This window comes from Amycolatopsis sp. NPDC059235, from assembly GCF_042754125.1.
Lineage (GTDB): Bacteria > Actinomycetota > Actinomycetes > Mycobacteriales > Pseudonocardiaceae > Amycolatopsis > Amycolatopsis albidoflava.
Map to the genome: position 1 here is coordinate 45392 of NZ_JBHZAG010000023.1, position 17394 is coordinate 62785.

Consider the following 17394-nt stretch of genomic DNA (forward strand, 5'->3'; position numbering starts at 1 on the left):
GGCTCAGGACAATTCGGCCTGCCGGCGTCGCAGTTCGTCGATGACCTGGTCGAACACGGCGCGGTGGGCTTCGAGCCGGTCGAGCGTCAGGCTGATCGACTCCTGTACCTGCTCGACGTCCTCGGCGGCGATCTCGACGTGGTCCGCCCGTACGGCGGTGGTCGTCCCGACGGTCAGCGGACGGTCGACGCGGGGGAGGGGCCGTCCTTGCGGTTCCCGGTCGAGCCAGGACGCCATGTCCCGCATCTCGTCTTCGAGCCGCACCGTCCACGACTGCCGCCGCCGCTCCTCCCGTCCCGGATCGCGGCGTTCCCAGCCCGCGATGACCATGTCCGAGATGGCCCGGGCCGCGGTGGCGCACGCGACTTCCAAGCGGGGCAACGGATCCAGGCCGACCGTCGAGATCTCTTCCAGGATCGGTTCGCCCGCGGTCCACACCCCGTCGACGGTGTGGGTTTCGGCGACGTCGTGCGCGGTGGCGAGCAGGGCGCTGATCGCTTCACGCACCTTCGCCACGTCGGCTGGGTCGAGGTCCTCGTCGCCCAGGCGGTGCGGTGATCCGGCGCGCGGCGGGCGTTCCCCTGCTGGCCAGGAACGTTTCCCGCCGCGCCGCCGGTAGTGCTGCTGCATCGCCTGCTTGGACCGGTTGCCGTACTCCGCCCCCAGCTGTTCCCAGGTCCAGCCGCGGTCGAGGACCGATTCGATCAGCGTGACCTCCGCCCGGTCCAGGTCGCCGCGGACGTCCGGGACCAGGTGCAACGCGCCTGCCGCGTCCTCGGCGCTGAGGTCTTCGCCGGGTTGGCGTCCGGATCTCGCCGTGCGCACCAGTTCGTCGAGGAAGGGGTTTCTGCGTTGCCGGAAGTATCGGGCGGCCATTTCCTGCACGGAGTCTGCCATGGTTGTCAACGTATACGTTGACGTGCGCACGCGTCAACTGATCTGTTGACGCGTGCGGTTTCACCAGGTCACGGGCAGTTCGTGGACGCCGTAGATGTTCATGCCGGTCCGCAGCGGCACCTCCTCCGGCGGGACCGCGAGCGCGAGCGTCGGGAAGCGGCGCAGCAGTCCGGCGAAACCCGCGCGCATTTCGATCCGGGCGAGTTGCTGGCCGAGGCATTGGTGCACGCCGTGCCCGAACGACAGATGTGTGCGCGCTTTCCGTTCGACATCGAGAGCCTCGCCGTCGGGAAAATGCGAAGGATCGCGGTTGGCGGCCAACATCGAAATAAGAACGGTCGATCCCTTGCTGATCTTTTCGCCGCCGAGTTCGAGGTCTTCGGCCGCGTACCGGAAAAGGACGTCGACTACGGCGAGATAGCGCAGCAGTTCCTCGACCGCGCCGGGAATCAGGTCCGGATCGGCCCGCAGTGCCGCCATCTGCTCCGGGTTCTCCAGCAACGCGAAAGTGCCGAGCGCCAGCATGTTCGCGGTCGTTTCGTGCCCGGCGAGCAGCAGCAGGAACCCGATCCCGACGAGTTCCTCGATGCTCAGGTCGTCGTCGCGGGCCAGGTCGGACAGGATGTCCGCGCCGGGGTCCGCACGCTTGCTCACCGCGAGTTCGCCGAGGTACGACGAGATCGCCGTCCAAGCGGCCATCTTGTCCTCGATGCTCTGGTCCCGGAGCATGATCTGCGAGGAATTCTTCTGGAACATTTCCCGGTCCGAATACGGCACCCCGAGCATTTCGCAGATCACCAGCGACGGCACCGGAAGCGCGAATTCCGTCACCAGGTCAGCCGGTTTCGGGCATTCGGCGAGATGGTCGAGCTGCCGTTCGGAGATTTCGGCGATGTGCTCCTCGAGCCGTTTCATCCGGTTGACGGTGAACGTGCCGGTGAGCTTCCGGCGCAGCCGGCCGTGGTCCGGCGGGTCCATCGTGATGAACAGGCCGGGCGTCTGCGGCGACGGTTCGAACTCCTCCTGCGCTTCCGGCATGCTCGGCGTTTCATATGGCACATGCACCGGGCCGAGGTCCTGGCGCGAACTGAACCGCGGGTCGGCGAGCGCCTGGCGGACCGCGTCGTAGCCGGTGATCAGCCAGCCGTCGTGCCCGTCCGGGAACTTCAGCGGGCTCACCGGCCGGGACTCCCGCAGCCTGGTGATGGCGGACGGCGGGGCGAACGGGCCTGCGTCGCGCTCGAGCGGCAGGCCGGGTGGGCGTGTCATCGGAGATCCCCCTCTGTGTGGTGGTGCGACCAGCGTCACCGCCGCGGCTGATATCCGGCTGACACGGCGCTGTCTCGACTAACATCCGCGGACATGCCGGACACGCAGTACGAAGACCTGCTTCAGCACGTGCTCGACACGGGAGCCCAGAAGGGGGATCGCACCGGTACGGGCACCCGGTCGATTTTCGGGCACCAGCTGCGCTACCGGCTGGCCGACGGATTCCCGCTGATCACCACGAAGAAGGTGCACTTCCGCTCGATCGCGTACGAACTGCTGTGGTTCCTGCGCGGCGACTCGAACGTGAACTGGCTGCGTGACCACGGCGTCACGATCTGGGACGAATGGGCCGCTGAGGACGGCGACCTCGGCCCGGTCTACGGAGTCCAATGGCGGTCCTGGCCGACTCCTGACGGCGGGCATGCCGACCAGATCAGCGACGTCCTCCGCACCCTGCGCGAGAACCCGGATTCGCGGCGCATCATCGTGTCGGCGTGGAACGTCGGGGACATTCCGCAGATGGCGCTGCCGCCGTGCCACGCGTTCTTCCAGTTCTACGTGGCCAACGGCGAGCTGTCCTGCCAGCTGTACCAGCGCAGCGCGGACCTCTTCCTCGGCGTCCCGTTCAACATCGCGAGCTACGCCCTGCTGACGCACATGATCGCCGACCAGGTCGGCCTGCGCGTCGGCGATTTCGTCTGGACCGGCGGCGACTGTCACATCTACGACAACCACGTCGACCAGGTGCGCAAGCAGCTCTCCCGGGACGCGCGGCCGTTCCCGTCGCTGAGCCTGAAGCCGGTGGAGAGCCTGTTCGACTACCGCTACGAGGACATCTCGCTGGAGGGCTACGACCCGCACCCCGGCATCAAGGCTCCGGTGGCCGTCTGATGATCGGACTCATCTGGGCACAGTCGGCGAACCGCGTCATCGGCCGCGACAACGCCTTGCCGTGGCACATTCCGGAGGACATGAAGCACTTCCGCACGGTGACCGCGGGCGCGACCGTGCTGATGGGCCGGCGGACGTGGGAGTCGCTGCCGGAACGCGTCCGGCCGCTGCCGGGACGGCGGAACCTGGTGGTGTCCCGCACGCCGCAAGAAGGCGCGGAGACGTTCCCCAGCCTGGAGCAAGCGTTTGCGGCCGCCGACGGTGACGTATGGGTGATGGGCGGCGCGCGGATCTACCAGGAGTCGCTGCCGTTCGCCGACCGGATCGAGGTGACCGAACTCCGCGAGTCCTTCGAGGGCGACGTCTACGCGCCGGAGATCGGCCGGGAACCGGACACCGTCGGGGAATGGCAGGAGTCGAAGAACGGGCTGCACTACCGGCACCTGAGCTGGGTCTCCGGAACCTCGTGAGCTGGGATGTCGGTTCTAACCGGCATCGGCACTCCCGAGGCCGCGGTGCTCTGCGGGTCCGTGTTGCGCGCGGTCTTGCGTCCCAATGAGGTTTTCTCAGTAGTAGGCCTTGGGGAGGTCCGTGAAGGACGTCTGCGGGCGCGGGGAGCGGCGTGGCGAGGGTCGGCCGCGTCGCCGCAGCTGTCGCGGCCCCGCGCCGCATGCCACCGCGCAGCCCTGCGGGTAGACCCCGGTTTGCGCGGGGTTCTCGCGTCGCGCGGCTGGCCTGACGCGTGATGCCGAAAGTCCGTGAGGGGAACCCTGACGGACTCAGAGTCCCTCAGGGTTCCCCTCACGGACTTTCGCCAGGAACGGAGCCACGCGACCAGGCTGGCCCCAGCCACCGCTGCAACGAACCCACCACACACCGCACCACTGAGAAATCCCCAATGTGGCATTGGGTGCATCTGACGCACCGAACGCCACATTGGGTGCATCTGACGCACCCAATGTGGCATTGGGGCGCTCGCTACCGTAGACAGCAGCCGGTTCTAACCGGAATAAACACTCACGACACCGCGGCCCCGACGGTCAGCGTGTCCTCTCTCAGCGTCGCGACCGGCCCGAGCGGGAGTGACAGTGGGGCGGTGCCGTGGCCGACGTCGATGCCGCCGAGCACCGGGACGTCCAGCGCGCCTAGCCGGTCGCGCAGCACGTCGAGCACGGTCCAGCCGCGGTCGGTGTAGTCCTCGAACCCGGGGAACCGGCCGAGTGCGACCCCGCGCAGGCCGCGCAGTGAACCGGATCGCATGAGGTGCGTCAGCTGCCGGTCGACCTGGCCGAGCCCGATCGCGCGCGGGGCTTCGAGGAAGAGGATCGCGCCGTCGAGGCTGGGCAGTCCGGCGCCGATGAACCCGATGACGGTGCCGAGGTGACCGCCGACGAGGTTCCCAGTGGCGGTGCCGGGAAACGACACCGCGGCAGTGAGCGAGTTCGGGTCGCGGTGCAGCGTCGTGGGCTCGGGCTCGAACAGCAGCCGCCGGGTCGATTCGGCGGAGCGCTCGCCGGCGAGGAAGCCGTGGATTCCGGCGATCCGGCAGTGCCGCCACAGCGCGAGGTGCAGGTTGGTGATGTCGCTGAACCCCATAAGCGGCTTGGGATCCGCGCGCACCGCCGCGAAATCGATCCCGTCCGCGATCCGGTACGCCCCGGCCCCGCCGCGAGTGGCGATGACCGCGCGTACGCCGGGATCGCGGTAGGCGTCGTTGAGGTCGGCTAACCGGTCCTCGTCTAGCCCGGCGAGGTAGCCGTGCCGATCGAGGGCGTGCTTGCCGACTTCGACGGTCAGCCCCCAGTTTTCCAGAGTACGCACGGATTCCGCGAGCAGCTCGTCAGTTGGCCAGCTCGCCGGGGAGACGAGCCGGACCCGGTCCCCGGGGCGGAGCCGGGGCGGCAGCACGACGTCGGTCACCTGATCACCTTCGCAGATCGCGCGGGGTAGCGGTCACTGGCTGGCCGCTTCCTCTGCCAGCGTGGCGTTGCTCAGGAAAGGAAACCGGCACATGCGGATGCGGCTTTTGGGACGGACCGGGATCAAGGTCAGCGCCTACTGCCTCGGCACGATGAAGTTCGGGCGGATCGGCAACCCCGATCACGGCGAGTGTGTCCGGATGGTGCACCGGGCGCTTGACGCGGGGATCAACTTCGTTGACACCGCTGACGTTTACGGGCCAGGCGGGGAGTCCGAGGAGATCCTCGGCGCGGCTTTGCGGGGTCGCCGCGACGACGTGGTGGTGGCCACGAAGGTCAACGGCTCGATGGGCCCGGGCCGCGGTGGAAGCTCCCGGCGCTGGATCGTCGCGGAGGTCGAACAGTCGTTGCGGCGCTTGCGAACTGACCACATCGATCTCTACCAGCTCCACCACCCCGACCCGGACACGGATCTGGAGGAAACCCTCTCCGCGCTGACCGACCTGCTGCGCAGCGGGAAGGTGCGCGCCGTCGGGTCCTCGAACTTCCCGGTCTCCGAGATCGTCGAAGCCCAGTGGGTGTCGCAACGCGCGGGGCTCGCCCGGCTGCGGACCGAGCAGCCGACGTACTCGCTGCTCAACCGGGGGATCGAGAGCGAAATCCTGCCGGTGTGCCACCGGTACGGCATGGGGGTCCTGGTGTGGAGCCCGCTCGCGATGGGCCTGCTGACCGGCCGCTACCGGCCCGGCGGCGAGCAACTCCGGGAAGCGCAGCTGCGGTTCGTGCCACGGCACATGAGCGACGAGCGCAAACACGCGGCGGTCGAGCAGCTCGCGCGGGTCGCCGAGGAAGCCGGGCTTTCGCTGACGCATCTGGCGCTGGCGTTCGCGGTCAACCATCCGGCCGTGACGTCCGCGATCATCGGGCCTCGGACGTTGCCGCAGCTGGACGACCTGCTGGCCGGTGCCGACATCCGGCTGGACAACGATGTCCTGGACCGGATTGACGAGATCGTCGCGCCGGGGGCCGACGTGGGTCCGATCGACGTCTCGTACGTTCCGCCGTCGCTTACCGACCCGAGGCTCCGTCGCCGCGACTGACCCGGCCCCGAACCAGCGGCGACACGTAACCGGTCGCGACCAGCTCACCGTCGAACCAGGCGGTGAGCTTCGCGGCCTCCTGGTCCAACGCCCGCACCGCGGCCCGCGGCAATGGATCGATCGCCACGACCTCCACCGTCCCGTCCGGCCGCTGCGTCCAGGTCCCGACGATCCGCCCGTTCCACCACGCCGTCGGACCGGCGTTGCCCGCGCCGTCGAAGAGGTGCGGGCCGTGGTCGCCGAGGTAGAAGTCGCGGCGGCGCCAGCCCATGGTGGTCGGGTCGAGGGTCGGGAGGAGCGCCGCCCAGTCGCCGTCGAGGAGGACCTCGTCCTCGTCGTCGGGATGCAGCCACGCCGGGGTCCCGTCCTCCAGCAGGGCAGGCGTCGCGTCGACGTCGTCCAGCGCCCGGCGGACCGCGGTTTTCGTCGCGCCGAGCCACCACACCAGGTCGTCCTCGGTCCCCGGCCCGAACGACCACAGCCATCGCCGCACTAGCTCCCGGTAGCCCTCCCGTTCGTCCAGCGCCCCCGGGTCCTCGCCGAGCCACTGCTCAACCGCCGTCCACACTGGACGCGACGTCTGCCAGCGACCGGCGTTGTCCCCGCGCACGACCGAACCGCCAGCCGCGAGCACGGAGAGGACGCGCGAGCCCACCGGAGCGAGGACGGTGGGCCGTCCTTCAGCAGCGATCCGGGTGCTCAGCTCGGGGAGGCGGGCGCGTAGCTGCGCTGTGGTTCCGGGTTCCTCGCGGATCGCGGCGAGTGCCTCGGCGCACCTGTCGGCAACCCAAGCCGGACCGTCGTCGATCCCGGCCAGTTCGGCGTCCTTGGCCAGCCGCGCGGCCATCTGCCGGACGACCCGGGCCGACGCGCTTCCCCTTGCCGCAGCGAACAAATCGACCGGAAACGCGAACACAGTCCGGCGCATCGCCAACTGCCGCACCACCGTGCGCTGCCCGAACAATGCGTCCGAAATGGACGCCCGGTCGGCGCGGGAACGGGCGTACGCGGACAGGTAGATGCTGCTGGCCTCGGTCGCGTGCAAGCACGTGACCGCGCGCACGGCGGCCTCCACTCCGGGCGCGGCGGCCGCCAGCGCGTGCCGCAGCCCGATGCGGTCTCGTCGTTCGTCGTCGGTCACCTTTCGCATGGTTTCGATCATGCCGGAAATAGCGGCCACTGCCTGACCGCTACTGCTGCGAGTCTCGGTTCCAGCGCGGGAACGAGTCCGGCGCTGGAACCGAGGAGTCGAAATCATGGCAGTGCACGCCGTCGCCCACTTGAATTTCCGGGGCGAGGCCAGGGAGGCGCTCGAGTTCTACCGGTCGGTGTTCGGCGGGGAGATCCGCATCGCGACCTACGGCGACTTCGGGATGCCCAAGGACGCGCCCGGCGCGGACCACGTGGTGTTCGGTCAGGTCGCCGGCGAGAACGGATTCCAGGTGATGGCCTACGACGTCCCCGGCCTCGCCGCCGCCGCGCCGGTCGGCGAGACCACCCGCGAGAACGGGATGACCGTCACCACGGAGAAGTTCTTCCTGTCCGTCGGCGGCGATTCCGTCGACGAGGTCGGCGAGTTCTGGAAGAAGCTGTCCGAGGACGCGACGGTGATCGAGCAGTTCGGCCCGTCCCAGTGGGCCCCGGGGTTCGGCATGCTCCGGGACCGCTTCGGCGTCACCTGGATCCTGCAGGTCGCCGCCTAGCCCGCCGGTCTGCGGCCGGAGTCCTGCGCCGGCCGCAGACCGGCTTTCACACCGGGCGCGGCGAGAGACCCTGCTCGAACGCGAGCACCCCACTCGGGTCGTACTTCGCCGCTACCGCCCGGAGCGTCCCGAGATTCACCCCGTAGTACGCGGTGGCCCAATCCTTCTGGTCGTCGTTGATGTAGTTGACGTACGCGCCGCCGGTGGCGAATTTCGCCAGCCGCGCCTGGACGTCGTTCACTTCGTGCTTCGCCGTCTCCCGGTCGACGTCCGGGTCCGCGCTGAGATAAACCTGCACGTCGCCGAAAACGCCGCGGTGCGCGAACGCGGTGTCGGTAGGCCGGACGTCGGAGACCGCCGCGTCGAGCGGGTTCACTTCCAGCGCGACTTTCGTCTCGCCGGTGACGAGCGCGCTCATCTGTGCCGGATCCGCTTTCCTTGTCAGAACCCGAGACGCGGCCATGAATCGGCGACGTCCCAGGTTTCCGGACCAGAAATCCATCGCACCCAGATAATCGGTCTCCTGGAAGCCGCTCACGGTGCCCTTGACTCCGGCTCGGCGTTCCAGGTCGGCGATGAGTTCGCGCGCCTGCTGCTCGCCGCCGAGGAGACAGCCGGGGACGCCCGCGGCCGGATTCGGGCCGCCGAGCACCGAGATGTTCGACCAGAATTCCCTTGGCGCGGCGGTGATCCAGTCCTGCCAGGCCCCGTAAACGTCGGTGCCGGATCCCTCGGGGAAGTTCACCACGAACACCGTGACCCGCGGCGGCGCGGGCACTGTGCGGAAGGTGAATTCCGTGGTGACGCCGAAGTTCCCGCCGCCTCCGCCGGTGAGCGCCCAGCCGAGGTCCGAACCAGGGTCGACCGAACGCACCCGCAGATCGCCCGGCGTCACCACCTTCGCACCGGCCAGGTGGTCGCAGGTCAGCCCGTATTTCCGCATCAGCACGCCGATTCCGCCGCCGAGCGCGAGCCCGGCGATGCCGACCGAACCGCAGGTTCCGCCCGGCAGCGCGCGGCCTTCCGCGGCCAGCGCGTGATAGACGTCGATCAGCCGCGTGCCGGGGCCGACGACCGCAGTGCCGTTCCGGCGGACCGCCACGCGGTTCATCAGCTTGAGATCCGCGACCAATCCGTCGCCCGGAGTGGAATAGGCGACATAACTGTGGCCGCCGCTGCGGGCCGCGAACGCGATGCGGTTTTCCCCGGCGAACTCCAGGCATTTCCGGACGTCGTCGGTGTCGGCGCAGCGCGCGATCGCCGGCGGGTAGCGGTCGTCGTAAAGGATGTTGAACGGCGGCCGGATTTCCTCGTAGCCGGCGTGATTTCGCTGCAGCAGCGCGCCGTGCAGCCGCCTGCGCAACGCGGCCCAGTCCGGTTCCTTTCCGGCGGCCTCCGCGACGGTTCCGGCCCCGACCACGGCCGTGCCCGCGGCGACCGCGGACAACTGCAAAAGACGACGACGGCTCAACGTCATGGTCGACCCCTCCACGGCTCGGCGGCCCGCTGCCCGCGCTGCGGAAACCCGCCGGCGCCCGCCCGAGATTCCCCTTGTCCGACGGCGCCAGCATAGACTAATCTTTCCGAAATAGAAGACGTATCTACGGTATCTCGGAAATACGTGATTCGGGGGGTTGTCGGGTCGAGGTCGACCGGCCTTGGTCCACCATCGGATCAGGAGGTGCGGGCGTCATGAGCGCAGACAGCTCTCACTCGGACGGCTCCGGCTCGGCTGGTTCGGCCCCGCCTCGATCGGCGCGCCGGTCCGCGGTGCTGGCTTCCAGTATCGGCACGCTGCTCGAGTATTACGACTATTACCTGTTCGGCCTAGCCGCCGCTGTCGTGTTCCCGGCCGTCTTCTTCCCGTCCGCGGACCCGCTCACCGGGCAGCTGTCGTCGTTCGCCACCTTCGCGGTCGGGTTCGTGCTGCGCCCGGTCGGCGGCGTCGTGATCGGCCACATCGCGGACCGGTTCGGCCGCAAGAAGGCCCTGATCCTCACCATCGTGCTGATGGGCATCGCCACGATTCTCATCGGCGCGCTGCCCGGATACCGCCAGATCGGTGTCGCGGCCCCGATTCTGCTCGTCATCCTGCGGCTGCTGCAGGGGTTTTCGACCGGCGGCGAAATGGGCGGCGCGATCTCGCTGGCGGTCGAGCACGCCCCGCCGCGCAAACGCGGTCTCTACGGCGCGCTGCTCCTTTCCGGGGCGGGTGTCGCGCTGCTCATTTCCTCCGGTTTGATGGCGTTGTTCGCGACGCTTCCCGATCGGGATTTCCTGGCCTGGGGCTGGCGGATCCCGTTCCTGCTGAGCTTCGTGCTGCTGGTCGCGGGCTTGGTCATCCGGCTGCGGGTCGGCGAAACGCCGGAGTTCGAACGCGCGCGCAAGGTCGTCGGAGAACGCATTCCCTTGCTTACCGTACTGCGTCGTCCGCGCAATTTGATCTACGGCGTTCTGTTCGGTTTCGCCAACAGCATCGGCGGCTACGTGATCACCACCTACGGCGCGTCGTACGTCAAAAAAGATCTCGGCATGCCCGCCTCGGTGGCACTCACCGCCACAATGGCCGCCGCCGGCGCACAGATCATTCTCGCGCCGACCTGGGGCGCATTGTCGGACCGGATCGGCCGGAAACCGGTGTTCCTCGGCGGCTGCGTCGGGCTCGCGGTGGTGATCTTCCCGGTGTTCTGGTTGTTCGAGACCAAGAACCCGGTCCTGGTGGCGGTCGCGATGGTGCTGGGCTTCTCGGTGTTCGTGATGGCGATGTCCGCGCTGTCCCAGACGATTCTGTCCGAGCTGTTCGACACCCGCTCGCGCGTCACCGGGGTCAACCTGGGATATCAGCTCACCGCGGTGTTCGGCGGCGGGTTCGCGCCGTACCTCAGCGCGTGGCTGGTCGGCGCGACCGGTGCGGTGTGGGGCGTCGGCATTTACGTGATCGCCGGCTGCGTGCTCAGCGCGGTCGCGATGCTGATGTTGCCCGAACGCTCCGGCCAGCCGTTGCCAGAGCCAGCTGCCGAGCCGAAAGCCGCGACGGTATGACCTTGCTGGGATATGTCAGCGACGAACGCTATCTGGCGTTGCCGGACGTGCTCGTGGAGATCGGCGGCCACGGGACCGCCCGCTCCACCGCGACCGGCGCGGTCCACGCCGACGTCCCGCCCGGCGAGTACCGCGTAACCCTCGCCAAAGACGGCTACGGAGCCAAACACGTCGACGTCGCGCTCGGGTCCGGCGAACCGCACCAGTTCCGGCTGCTGTCCGACCGGATTTTCGGCTATGTCTGGCCGAAATGGGCCCGCAGCGGCGACGAGGGGGAGTTCCGGATCCACAGCCCCGAGCCGTACCGGCTGAGCCTGTGGCGGCACGGTGCCGAAGCCGAGGAGACGGCGCTGATCGGATGGTTCGACGAACACGCACCGCGCGCGACGGTGCAGGTGACGCCGGACGGCGACTACACGCGAACCGGCGTGCGGTTCAACGAAAAAGGCTACGTCGATCCGTCGCACCGCCAGTACGTTACGGCTCCGGATCGCAGCGGCTTGTACTACTTTCACGTCGAAGGCGAATCCGGTGCCCGATTCTCGTTCCCTTGGGTGGTCGCGCCGCGCCAGCCGACGGCGCCGATCGCCGTAGTCGCCTCCACAAACACGTGGAACGCCTACAACAACTTCGGCGGCCGCAGCAATTACATCAACGCCGCCGGACTGCCTTCGGCGCCAGTTTTGGTGCCCCGCTTGGAAATGCCCCGCTACCTCGAATCAAGCTTCAGCGAACACGCGCTGCCCGACGACGCGTATCCGCCGCTGTCCTTTGAACGCCCGGAGCCGCTGAACCAGCTCAGCGCGGCCGACCAGCCGGAGGACCCGATCCGCGGCAGGCAGCCGTGTCACCTGGCGGCTGCGGAATGGCGACTGCTCAGCTGGCTGGAACGCAACGGCTACGAATACGACCTCTATTCCGACGCACACCTGCACGACGGCACCCTGCCGCTGGACAGTTACCGCGCGCTGGTCCTGAGCACCCATCCGGAATATTGGTCCCGCGAGATGTACTCCGCTGTCTACTCCTGGGTGCACGATCGCGGCGGAAAGCTGGCCAACTTCGGCGGCAATGTCGCCGACTGCGAAGTAGCTTTCGCCGCTGACGCGCTGCAATTCCGTACTCAGGCCATCGAATCCGGTCCGTATGAGAGCCGGATGCACCGCACGTTCCGGCCGACCTCAGATCTGTTCGGCGTCGTGTTCACCAGCGCTGGTGCGATGACCGGAGCGCCGTACGAAGTGATCGACCCAAGCCACTGGGCTTTCCGCGGTACCGGACTGGACAAAGGGGACTTGTTCGGAGTCCGGAGCTTGCACGAACGATGCTCAGGCGGCGCTTCCGGGCACGAAACCGACAAGACCGGCCCGTACAGTCCACAAGGGACTCAGGTCCTCGCGCGCGGCCGCAACCCTGGTGCCGGCGGCGGTGAGATCGCTTGCTACGCCACGGCCAGCGGCGGCGAGGTCTTCTCGGTCGGTTCGATCACCTGGACGTCCGCGGTGCTGGTGGACGACGGCGTCTCCGCGGTGACCGCGAACGTGCTCGACCGGTTCATCGGACGCTCCTGAACCCGGCGGCGACGTCGTCGGTCACCTCGACGCCAAGGCCAGGCGCGTCGCCGAGCCGGACCTTCTGGCCGTCGCTGTCCAACGGCGTCTTGAGGATGTCGCGCTCGTAATAGTGCGCGCCGATGATGTCGGAGGGAATCCGGGTCGACAGCCCCGGCGCGGCACACGCGGCGTGCAGCTGCGCCGCCGCGCCGATGCCCAGCTCCCCATTGGACCCGAGCACGACGTCCAGCCCGAATGCATTCGCGAGGTGCGCCATCGACACCACCCGCCCCGGTCCGCCCGCTTTGCCGATGTACAGGCTGACCGCGTCCGCCGCTTCGGCCCGGATCACGGATACGAGATCGTCCGTGCCGAACACGCTTTCATCAGCCACAATGGACAGTCCGCGTCCGCGCAGGTTTCGCATCCCAGCGAGGTCCCCGGGGGCCACCGGCTGCTCGAGAAACGCCGGGTCTTGGTCGCGCATCAATTCGATCGCCCGGGCTGCGTCGGCAGGCCGGTAGCCGCCGTTCGCGTCGAGACCGAGGAACGTGTCCTCCCCGATGAGCGCGCGGGTCTCTGCGAGCCGACGGGCGTCCTCTTCGGGTTCGAAGCCGATTTTCAGCTTATAGCAGCGAAATCCCGCCTCTGACGCTGCGTGGTAGACGTCCTGGAGTCGTTGCCCGCTGCCGCTGAGGGAGCACTTCACCGGTACTTCAGTCCTTAATGGACCACCGAGGGCGGTTGCGAGCGGGACGTCGAGCGTGCGCGCGTACGCGTCCCACAACGCTGTCGAGATCCCCGCCTTGGTGAACGGTGCACCGGCCGCCGCTTCGTCCATCAGCCGTTCAAGATCGGCGACCGGGACGAGCGGCTGGCCGAGGATCGCGGGGGCGAGCGCTTTTCTGATGAGATATTCCGCCGTGCCTGCGTCTTCGCCACTCCACTGAAGCGTCGCGCTGACCTCGCCCAGTCCCGTCGCTCCGTCCGAAGTGGTCACCCGGACCAGCAGGAAGTCGGAATGGTCATGGGTCCCACGGGCCCCGGCCACGACGAGTTCCGGCCGGACGACCGGACTGATCGCGACGACCTCGATGTCTTCGACCGTATTCACAGGAACTCACGGAACTCCGTTAGAAAGCGGTCGATCATCCGGATGTCCTCGGCGTCGAGCCGGTGCGCGGGCGCGCGACAGTACGGGCTGGCGAACAGCCCGCGGCGTACCGAAATCAGCTTCTCCGTAGCGATGATTCGCTCGGTGTCCAGCATCCAGTACGAAATGTAGGGCAACAGCCTGCGGTGCAACTCGTCCCCGCCCGCGTCGTCGCCGTTCTCGAACCGGCGCCAGATCTCCACGTAGATCTCGGTGAACGAACACCCCGGCTGCGTCCCGACCGCGCCACGCCGGATCGCGTCCGGCAACTGCACCCCCGCGTATCCCTCGACCGACGGAATCGGCGGATCCCCAGCGGCCAGCTCGGCGATCAACGGCCCCGGCGGGCTGGATTCGACCTTGACCAGTTGCAGATTGGCGTGCTTGGCCGCGATCTCGCGCAGGACGTCCGCATCAAGACTAGTGCCGGTTTCCGAAGGCGCGTACTGCAACACCACCGGAGTCGGTGCCACCGCGTCAAGCACCTCCCGAATATGCTTGACCAACGCCTTTCTGGAGGGTTGCAAATAATGCGGCGGCAAAAGGTTGATCAGATCAGCGCCCGCCGCCACCGCGTCGGCAGCCCGCTTCACCGCGAGCCGGGTCGCATGATCCTGCACCGCGACGATGGCCAGGACGTCCGCCCGCGGCGCGGTCTCCGTCAGCAAGATCTCGGTGAGGGTCTGCCTTTCGTCCTCCGCCAGTTTGTAGAACTCGGACGCGAAGCCCGGGAACATCACGCTGCCGACCCCGGTCCCGAGCACATGCCGGACCACGCGCCGAAAGCCGGAAACGTCGATCTCGCCGTCGTCAGTAAAAGGCACTTCGAGAACGGGCGAGACTCCCCGGATCGGCGTCATCGCGGACTCCTCTCCAAGCCGAGTGCGGCGATCGCGTCCGCGTGAATGACTCGCTCGATCAGCTCAGGGGAAATCTTGGGCAACCTGGTGCCCTCGACGATGTCATTGACCCGCCGGATCCCCGCCATCGCCTCCGCGGTAGTGGCGATCGGAAAGTCCGAACCAAGGAGAAGCTTGTGCGGCACGCCCCACTCCTGCGCCGCGAGCAGCGATTCGTAACAGACCCAAGGCCGGAGATAGATCGAGGAGACATCGGCGTACACGTGCGGATGCTTGCGGATGGTCACCACCGTTTCGCGCCCCCACGGATGTCCCATGTGCGCCATGACAATCCGAAGTTCCGGGAACTGCAACGCGACCTCGTCCGTCACCAGCGGATACGTATACCGCAGCGGCGCCTGCCGAATCGGCGACGCGCCTTGATGGAACAAGATCGGCAACCCGTTCCGCTCGCAGTACCCGTAAAAGTCCAGCGCCGGCTGCGACAGCGGGTCGAAATTCTGATAGTTCGGCCCGAGCTTCACCCCGACCAGCCCGAGTTCACGACACCGATCAGCCTCGTCGAAGACGTCGGGCGCGGTCGGATTCACCGACATGAACCCGATCCGCCGTTCCGGATCAGCCGTCACGAACGCCGCCGTGGCCGTGTTGGTGTCCTCCGCCCGATACGGCAATCCAGTGGCCTCTTCGGGTTTCTCGACCGCGATGTTGAACACAATGGACAGATCGGCGGCCTCAGTGGCCTTGTCGTAGTCGTCCCAGGAATTCGTGGTCACCACCGCCCGGTCGGTGCGCCACCCCTCGTAAACGCGCCGCTCGTCCTCCGGCACCGCTGCCTGGTGGGTCGGAGTGTGCGTGTGCACGTCCACGATCATGGCTTCACAACACCTTCGCTAGCGCCACAAACCGGTCCGCGAGCCCGTTGGCGATCCTCTCGAACCACCTGGTACCCCGGCTCTCCGTTGCTAACTCGGGCTGGTCGGTATACCCGTCCATCTCTCGCCAGACCTGTCCGGAATGGATGTCCACATCAGACACTCCCGTCCGCGGCGGCTTCTCCCGTGCGGCCGGCTCCTGAACCAGCTCCCGGCGGACCGCGAGCATCATCGAGGTCTCGAACTCGCCGGCATGTCCAGGAACAATGTCCTCGGGCTCGAGAACCCGCCAATAGTCGGTATGCGCCACAGCAAGCCCGTGCCGCGTCGAAGCAGCGCCCGCGAACGCATGGCAGGCGCCGACATTGCCCCCATGCCCGTTGACGACGACCATCCGCCGTCCGCCTTGGACCGCGATCGACCGAGCCAGATCGTCAAGCACGTGCAACAAGGTCTGCGCGGAAAGAGAAAGCGTTCCGTTGAAAGGCAAGTGATGATCAGACGCCCCGTACGGAATCGGCGGCGCAAGCAACAACGCCCGCTCGGCTCGCGGCGCGGCCACCTCAGCCGCGCGCTCGCACACGGCGGCCGCGAGAAACGCGTCAGTGCCAGTAGGCAAATGCGGCCCATGCTGCTCGGTCGCGCCGATCGGCACCAAGACGAGCGCTTCGGAAAGCACCCCGCGCACCACAGCGCGGTCGGCCTCCGCCCAGCGCAGCAGTGCGCCCACGACGTCTCCCCGATACTCCGGTTGGCCCATCTTCCGGTATTTCGTAGAAGTCTTCCTTATTCAGGAAGATAGTCGATCGAGGGAGGAGAAGCAATGCCGTTGACCGGACGGCAAGAAGAGGCCCGGCCGCAGATGGAGCTGCGGCCGGGCCTTGGACGTGCGGAGAAGGCTTACCGGTCAGTCGGATCCTTGAGCACCCGCAACGCGGGCTCCGCCCCATTGGCAGGCCGGGTGATGGCGAACAACCGCTCGCCGTCCGCGGCCCACGCCAGCCCTCGGGGTGCGAGAACCCCGTCGCTGGTCACATCCAACGTGGCCACCGGCGCGCTGCCGCCCACCTTGTAGACGTAGACGTCATCGCGCGGGTTGCGGACGCCGCCCGCGAGGTACTTGCCGTCCGCGGATGCGGCGACGGAGTTCGGATACTGCCCGGTGTGATACGCGCCGGCACGAGTGAGATCCTTGCTGTTGAAGGCTTCGACTGCGTCACGGGAGCCCGAGGCGGTGTAGATGGTGGCACCGTCCGGAGCGAGCGTGAGGTCGGCCAGGTCGCTGCCGACGACCGCGCCGGACGCGCGAGACTCGAGCTTGCCCGCGGCGACGGGCATAGACGTAGACCGACGATTGGCTGAGTTCTGCTTGCCCCGCCACGAGCGGTCCGGCATCCCCGCCCTGAGACGCGACCAGCGGCGCGTGGTGGAACCGGACGTTGGCACCCTGTTGATCGAGGGTGACCGCAGGCGGGGTGACACCGGTGTCGAGCCTCCCGATGCCGCCGTTCCAGGATTCCTCGCACCCGTAGCCGAACCACACGACGTTTCCAGTGCGCGCGAGATGTGCCGGGCAGGTCTGGGCTCCGGTGGGGTAGCGAGCGGTTTCGGCGAGCGTGGCGGTGTCGATCGCGGAGATCGCGTCTCCGGAAGCGAGCGCGACGTACAACGTGCGGCCGTCGGCTGAGAGTGCGAGCCCGGACGCCCCGAACTGTCGGTCGACGGTCTTGCGCACCCAACCGCCGAAGTCGGTGACGACGACGCCGTTGCTCGTCTTTCCGCCGCTCACGAACACCTGGTGGTTCGCGTCGTCGACGACCAGATCGGAGTAGGCGGGCAGGCCCAGCGAACTCGCCTCCGGGCTAGCCTCCGCACTGGGCGCGACGGTGAGCAGTGCCGCGGCCGCCGCCGCGGTGAGAAACATTATTTTCGCGCGCGGAATAATGCTCATCCCGGCCTCCCCATCCGTGGACCATGCGATTGCATGACTGAGTGGCTCGAATGTAGCGAATACCGCGCTATCGGTCTATCCCGCCGCGATTGTCCAAGCTGGACCATCCGGCGTATTGAGGACGTGATCACCCGGTTGTACCGTCGATTGCGGTGTTCGCCGCCCAGAGGGGATGACTGGC

General features: G+C 67.8%; 16 protein-coding genes. 6 read left to right on the forward strand and 10 right to left on the reverse strand.

What is annotated here, in order from left to right; translation table 11 throughout:
- Window positions 1–3: 3 nt before the first annotated feature.
- Together ACFXI3_RS17520 and ACFXI3_RS17525 are read right to left on the reverse strand one after the other, a co-directional pair.
- A complete protein-coding gene (locus ACFXI3_RS17520; RefSeq protein ID WP_378400387.1) occupies window positions 4–897 on the reverse strand; it encodes a hypothetical protein in 894 nt (297 codons plus the stop codon).
- Window positions 898–957: 60 nt separating this feature from the next.
- Window positions 958–2166: a cytochrome P450 gene (locus ACFXI3_RS17525; protein ID WP_378400389.1), complete on the reverse strand. Its 1209-nt coding sequence runs from the start codon at window positions 2164–2166 to the stop codon at window positions 958–960.
- Window positions 2167–2259: 93 nt separating this feature from the next.
- Here ACFXI3_RS17525 and ACFXI3_RS17530 point away from each other — a divergent pair, with 93 nt between their 5' ends.
- Entirely contained in the window at window positions 2260–3057 is a 798-nt protein-coding gene (locus ACFXI3_RS17530; protein WP_378400391.1) for a thymidylate synthase, read from the forward strand.
- The gene (locus ACFXI3_RS17535; protein ID WP_378400393.1) at window positions 3057–3527 is read left to right on the forward strand and encodes a dihydrofolate reductase; all 471 of its coding nucleotides are present in this window, start codon (window positions 3057–3059) and stop codon (window positions 3525–3527) included. Before ACFXI3_RS17530 ends, ACFXI3_RS17535 begins: the two co-directional genes overlap by 1 nt.
- A 547-nt stretch (window positions 3528–4074) precedes the next feature.
- Here ACFXI3_RS17535 and ACFXI3_RS17540 read toward each other — a convergent pair.
- A complete protein-coding gene (locus ACFXI3_RS17540; protein WP_378400395.1) occupies window positions 4075–4977 on the reverse strand; it encodes an LD-carboxypeptidase in 903 nt (300 codons plus the stop codon).
- Window positions 4978–5068: 91 nt separating this feature from the next.
- Between ACFXI3_RS17540 and ACFXI3_RS17545 the strand changes: the two genes are divergently transcribed.
- Complete coding sequence (locus ACFXI3_RS17545; protein WP_378400397.1) at window positions 5069–6076, forward strand: aldo/keto reductase; 1008 nt, start codon at window positions 5069–5071, stop codon at window positions 6074–6076.
- Here the strand turns inward: ACFXI3_RS17545 and ACFXI3_RS17550 are convergent.
- A complete protein-coding gene (locus ACFXI3_RS17550; RefSeq protein ID WP_378400399.1) occupies window positions 6045–7226 on the reverse strand; it encodes a winged helix DNA-binding domain-containing protein in 1182 nt (393 codons plus the stop codon). The two genes, ACFXI3_RS17545 and ACFXI3_RS17550, sit on opposite strands and share 32 nt — an antisense overlap.
- 106 nt (window positions 7227–7332) lie before the next feature.
- On the opposite strand from ACFXI3_RS17550, the gene ACFXI3_RS17555 reads away from it, so the two are divergent.
- The gene (locus ACFXI3_RS17555; protein ID WP_378400401.1) at window positions 7333–7779 is read left to right on the forward strand and encodes a VOC family protein; all 447 of its coding nucleotides are present in this window, start codon (window positions 7333–7335) and stop codon (window positions 7777–7779) included.
- Between the two features lie 46 nt (window positions 7780–7825).
- Here the strand turns inward: ACFXI3_RS17555 and ACFXI3_RS17560 are convergent, their stop codons facing one another.
- Complete coding sequence (locus tag ACFXI3_RS17560; protein WP_378400403.1) at window positions 7826–9256, reverse strand: FAD-binding oxidoreductase; 1431 nt, start codon at window positions 9254–9256, stop codon at window positions 7826–7828.
- 215 nt (window positions 9257–9471) lie between these two features.
- Here ACFXI3_RS17560 and ACFXI3_RS17565 point away from each other — a divergent pair, with 215 nt between their 5' ends.
- A complete protein-coding gene (locus ACFXI3_RS17565; RefSeq protein ID WP_378400405.1) occupies window positions 9472–10821 on the forward strand; it encodes an MFS transporter in 1350 nt (449 codons plus the stop codon).
- Window positions 10818–12392: a N,N-dimethylformamidase beta subunit family domain-containing protein gene (locus ACFXI3_RS17570; protein ID WP_378400407.1), complete on the forward strand. Its 1575-nt coding sequence runs from the start codon at window positions 10818–10820 to the stop codon at window positions 12390–12392. Before ACFXI3_RS17565 ends, ACFXI3_RS17570 begins: the two co-directional genes overlap by 4 nt.
- On the opposite strand, the gene ACFXI3_RS17575 is transcribed toward ACFXI3_RS17570, so the two are convergent.
- From ACFXI3_RS17575 to ACFXI3_RS17595, 5 genes are all read right to left on the reverse strand, one after another.
- Window positions 12376–13488 carry a mandelate racemase/muconate lactonizing enzyme family protein gene (locus ACFXI3_RS17575; protein ID WP_378400409.1) on the reverse strand — a complete coding sequence of 371 codons (1113 nt, stop codon included), beginning with the start codon at window positions 13486–13488 and terminating at the stop codon, window positions 12376–12378. The two genes, ACFXI3_RS17570 and ACFXI3_RS17575, sit on opposite strands and share 17 nt — an antisense overlap.
- A complete protein-coding gene (locus ACFXI3_RS17580) occupies window positions 13485–14387 on the reverse strand; it encodes a dihydrodipicolinate synthase family protein (protein ID WP_378400411.1) in 903 nt (300 codons plus the stop codon). Before ACFXI3_RS17580 ends, ACFXI3_RS17575 begins: the two co-directional genes overlap by 4 nt.
- Window positions 14384–15262 (reverse strand): amidohydrolase family protein, encoded by an 879-nt coding sequence (locus tag ACFXI3_RS17585; RefSeq protein WP_378400413.1) that lies wholly within the window; start codon window positions 15260–15262, stop codon window positions 14384–14386. Before ACFXI3_RS17585 ends, ACFXI3_RS17580 begins: the two co-directional genes overlap by 4 nt.
- Window positions 15263–15266: 4 nt before the next feature.
- The gene (locus tag ACFXI3_RS17590) at window positions 15267–15992 is read right to left on the reverse strand and encodes a creatininase family protein (protein ID WP_378400415.1); all 726 of its coding nucleotides are present in this window, start codon (window positions 15990–15992) and stop codon (window positions 15267–15269) included.
- A gap of 486 nt (window positions 15993–16478) precedes the next feature.
- Window positions 16479–17213: a YncE family protein gene (locus ACFXI3_RS17595; protein WP_378400417.1), complete on the reverse strand. Its 735-nt coding sequence runs from the start codon at window positions 17211–17213 to the stop codon at window positions 16479–16481.
- Window positions 17214–17394: the final 181 nt, after the last annotated feature.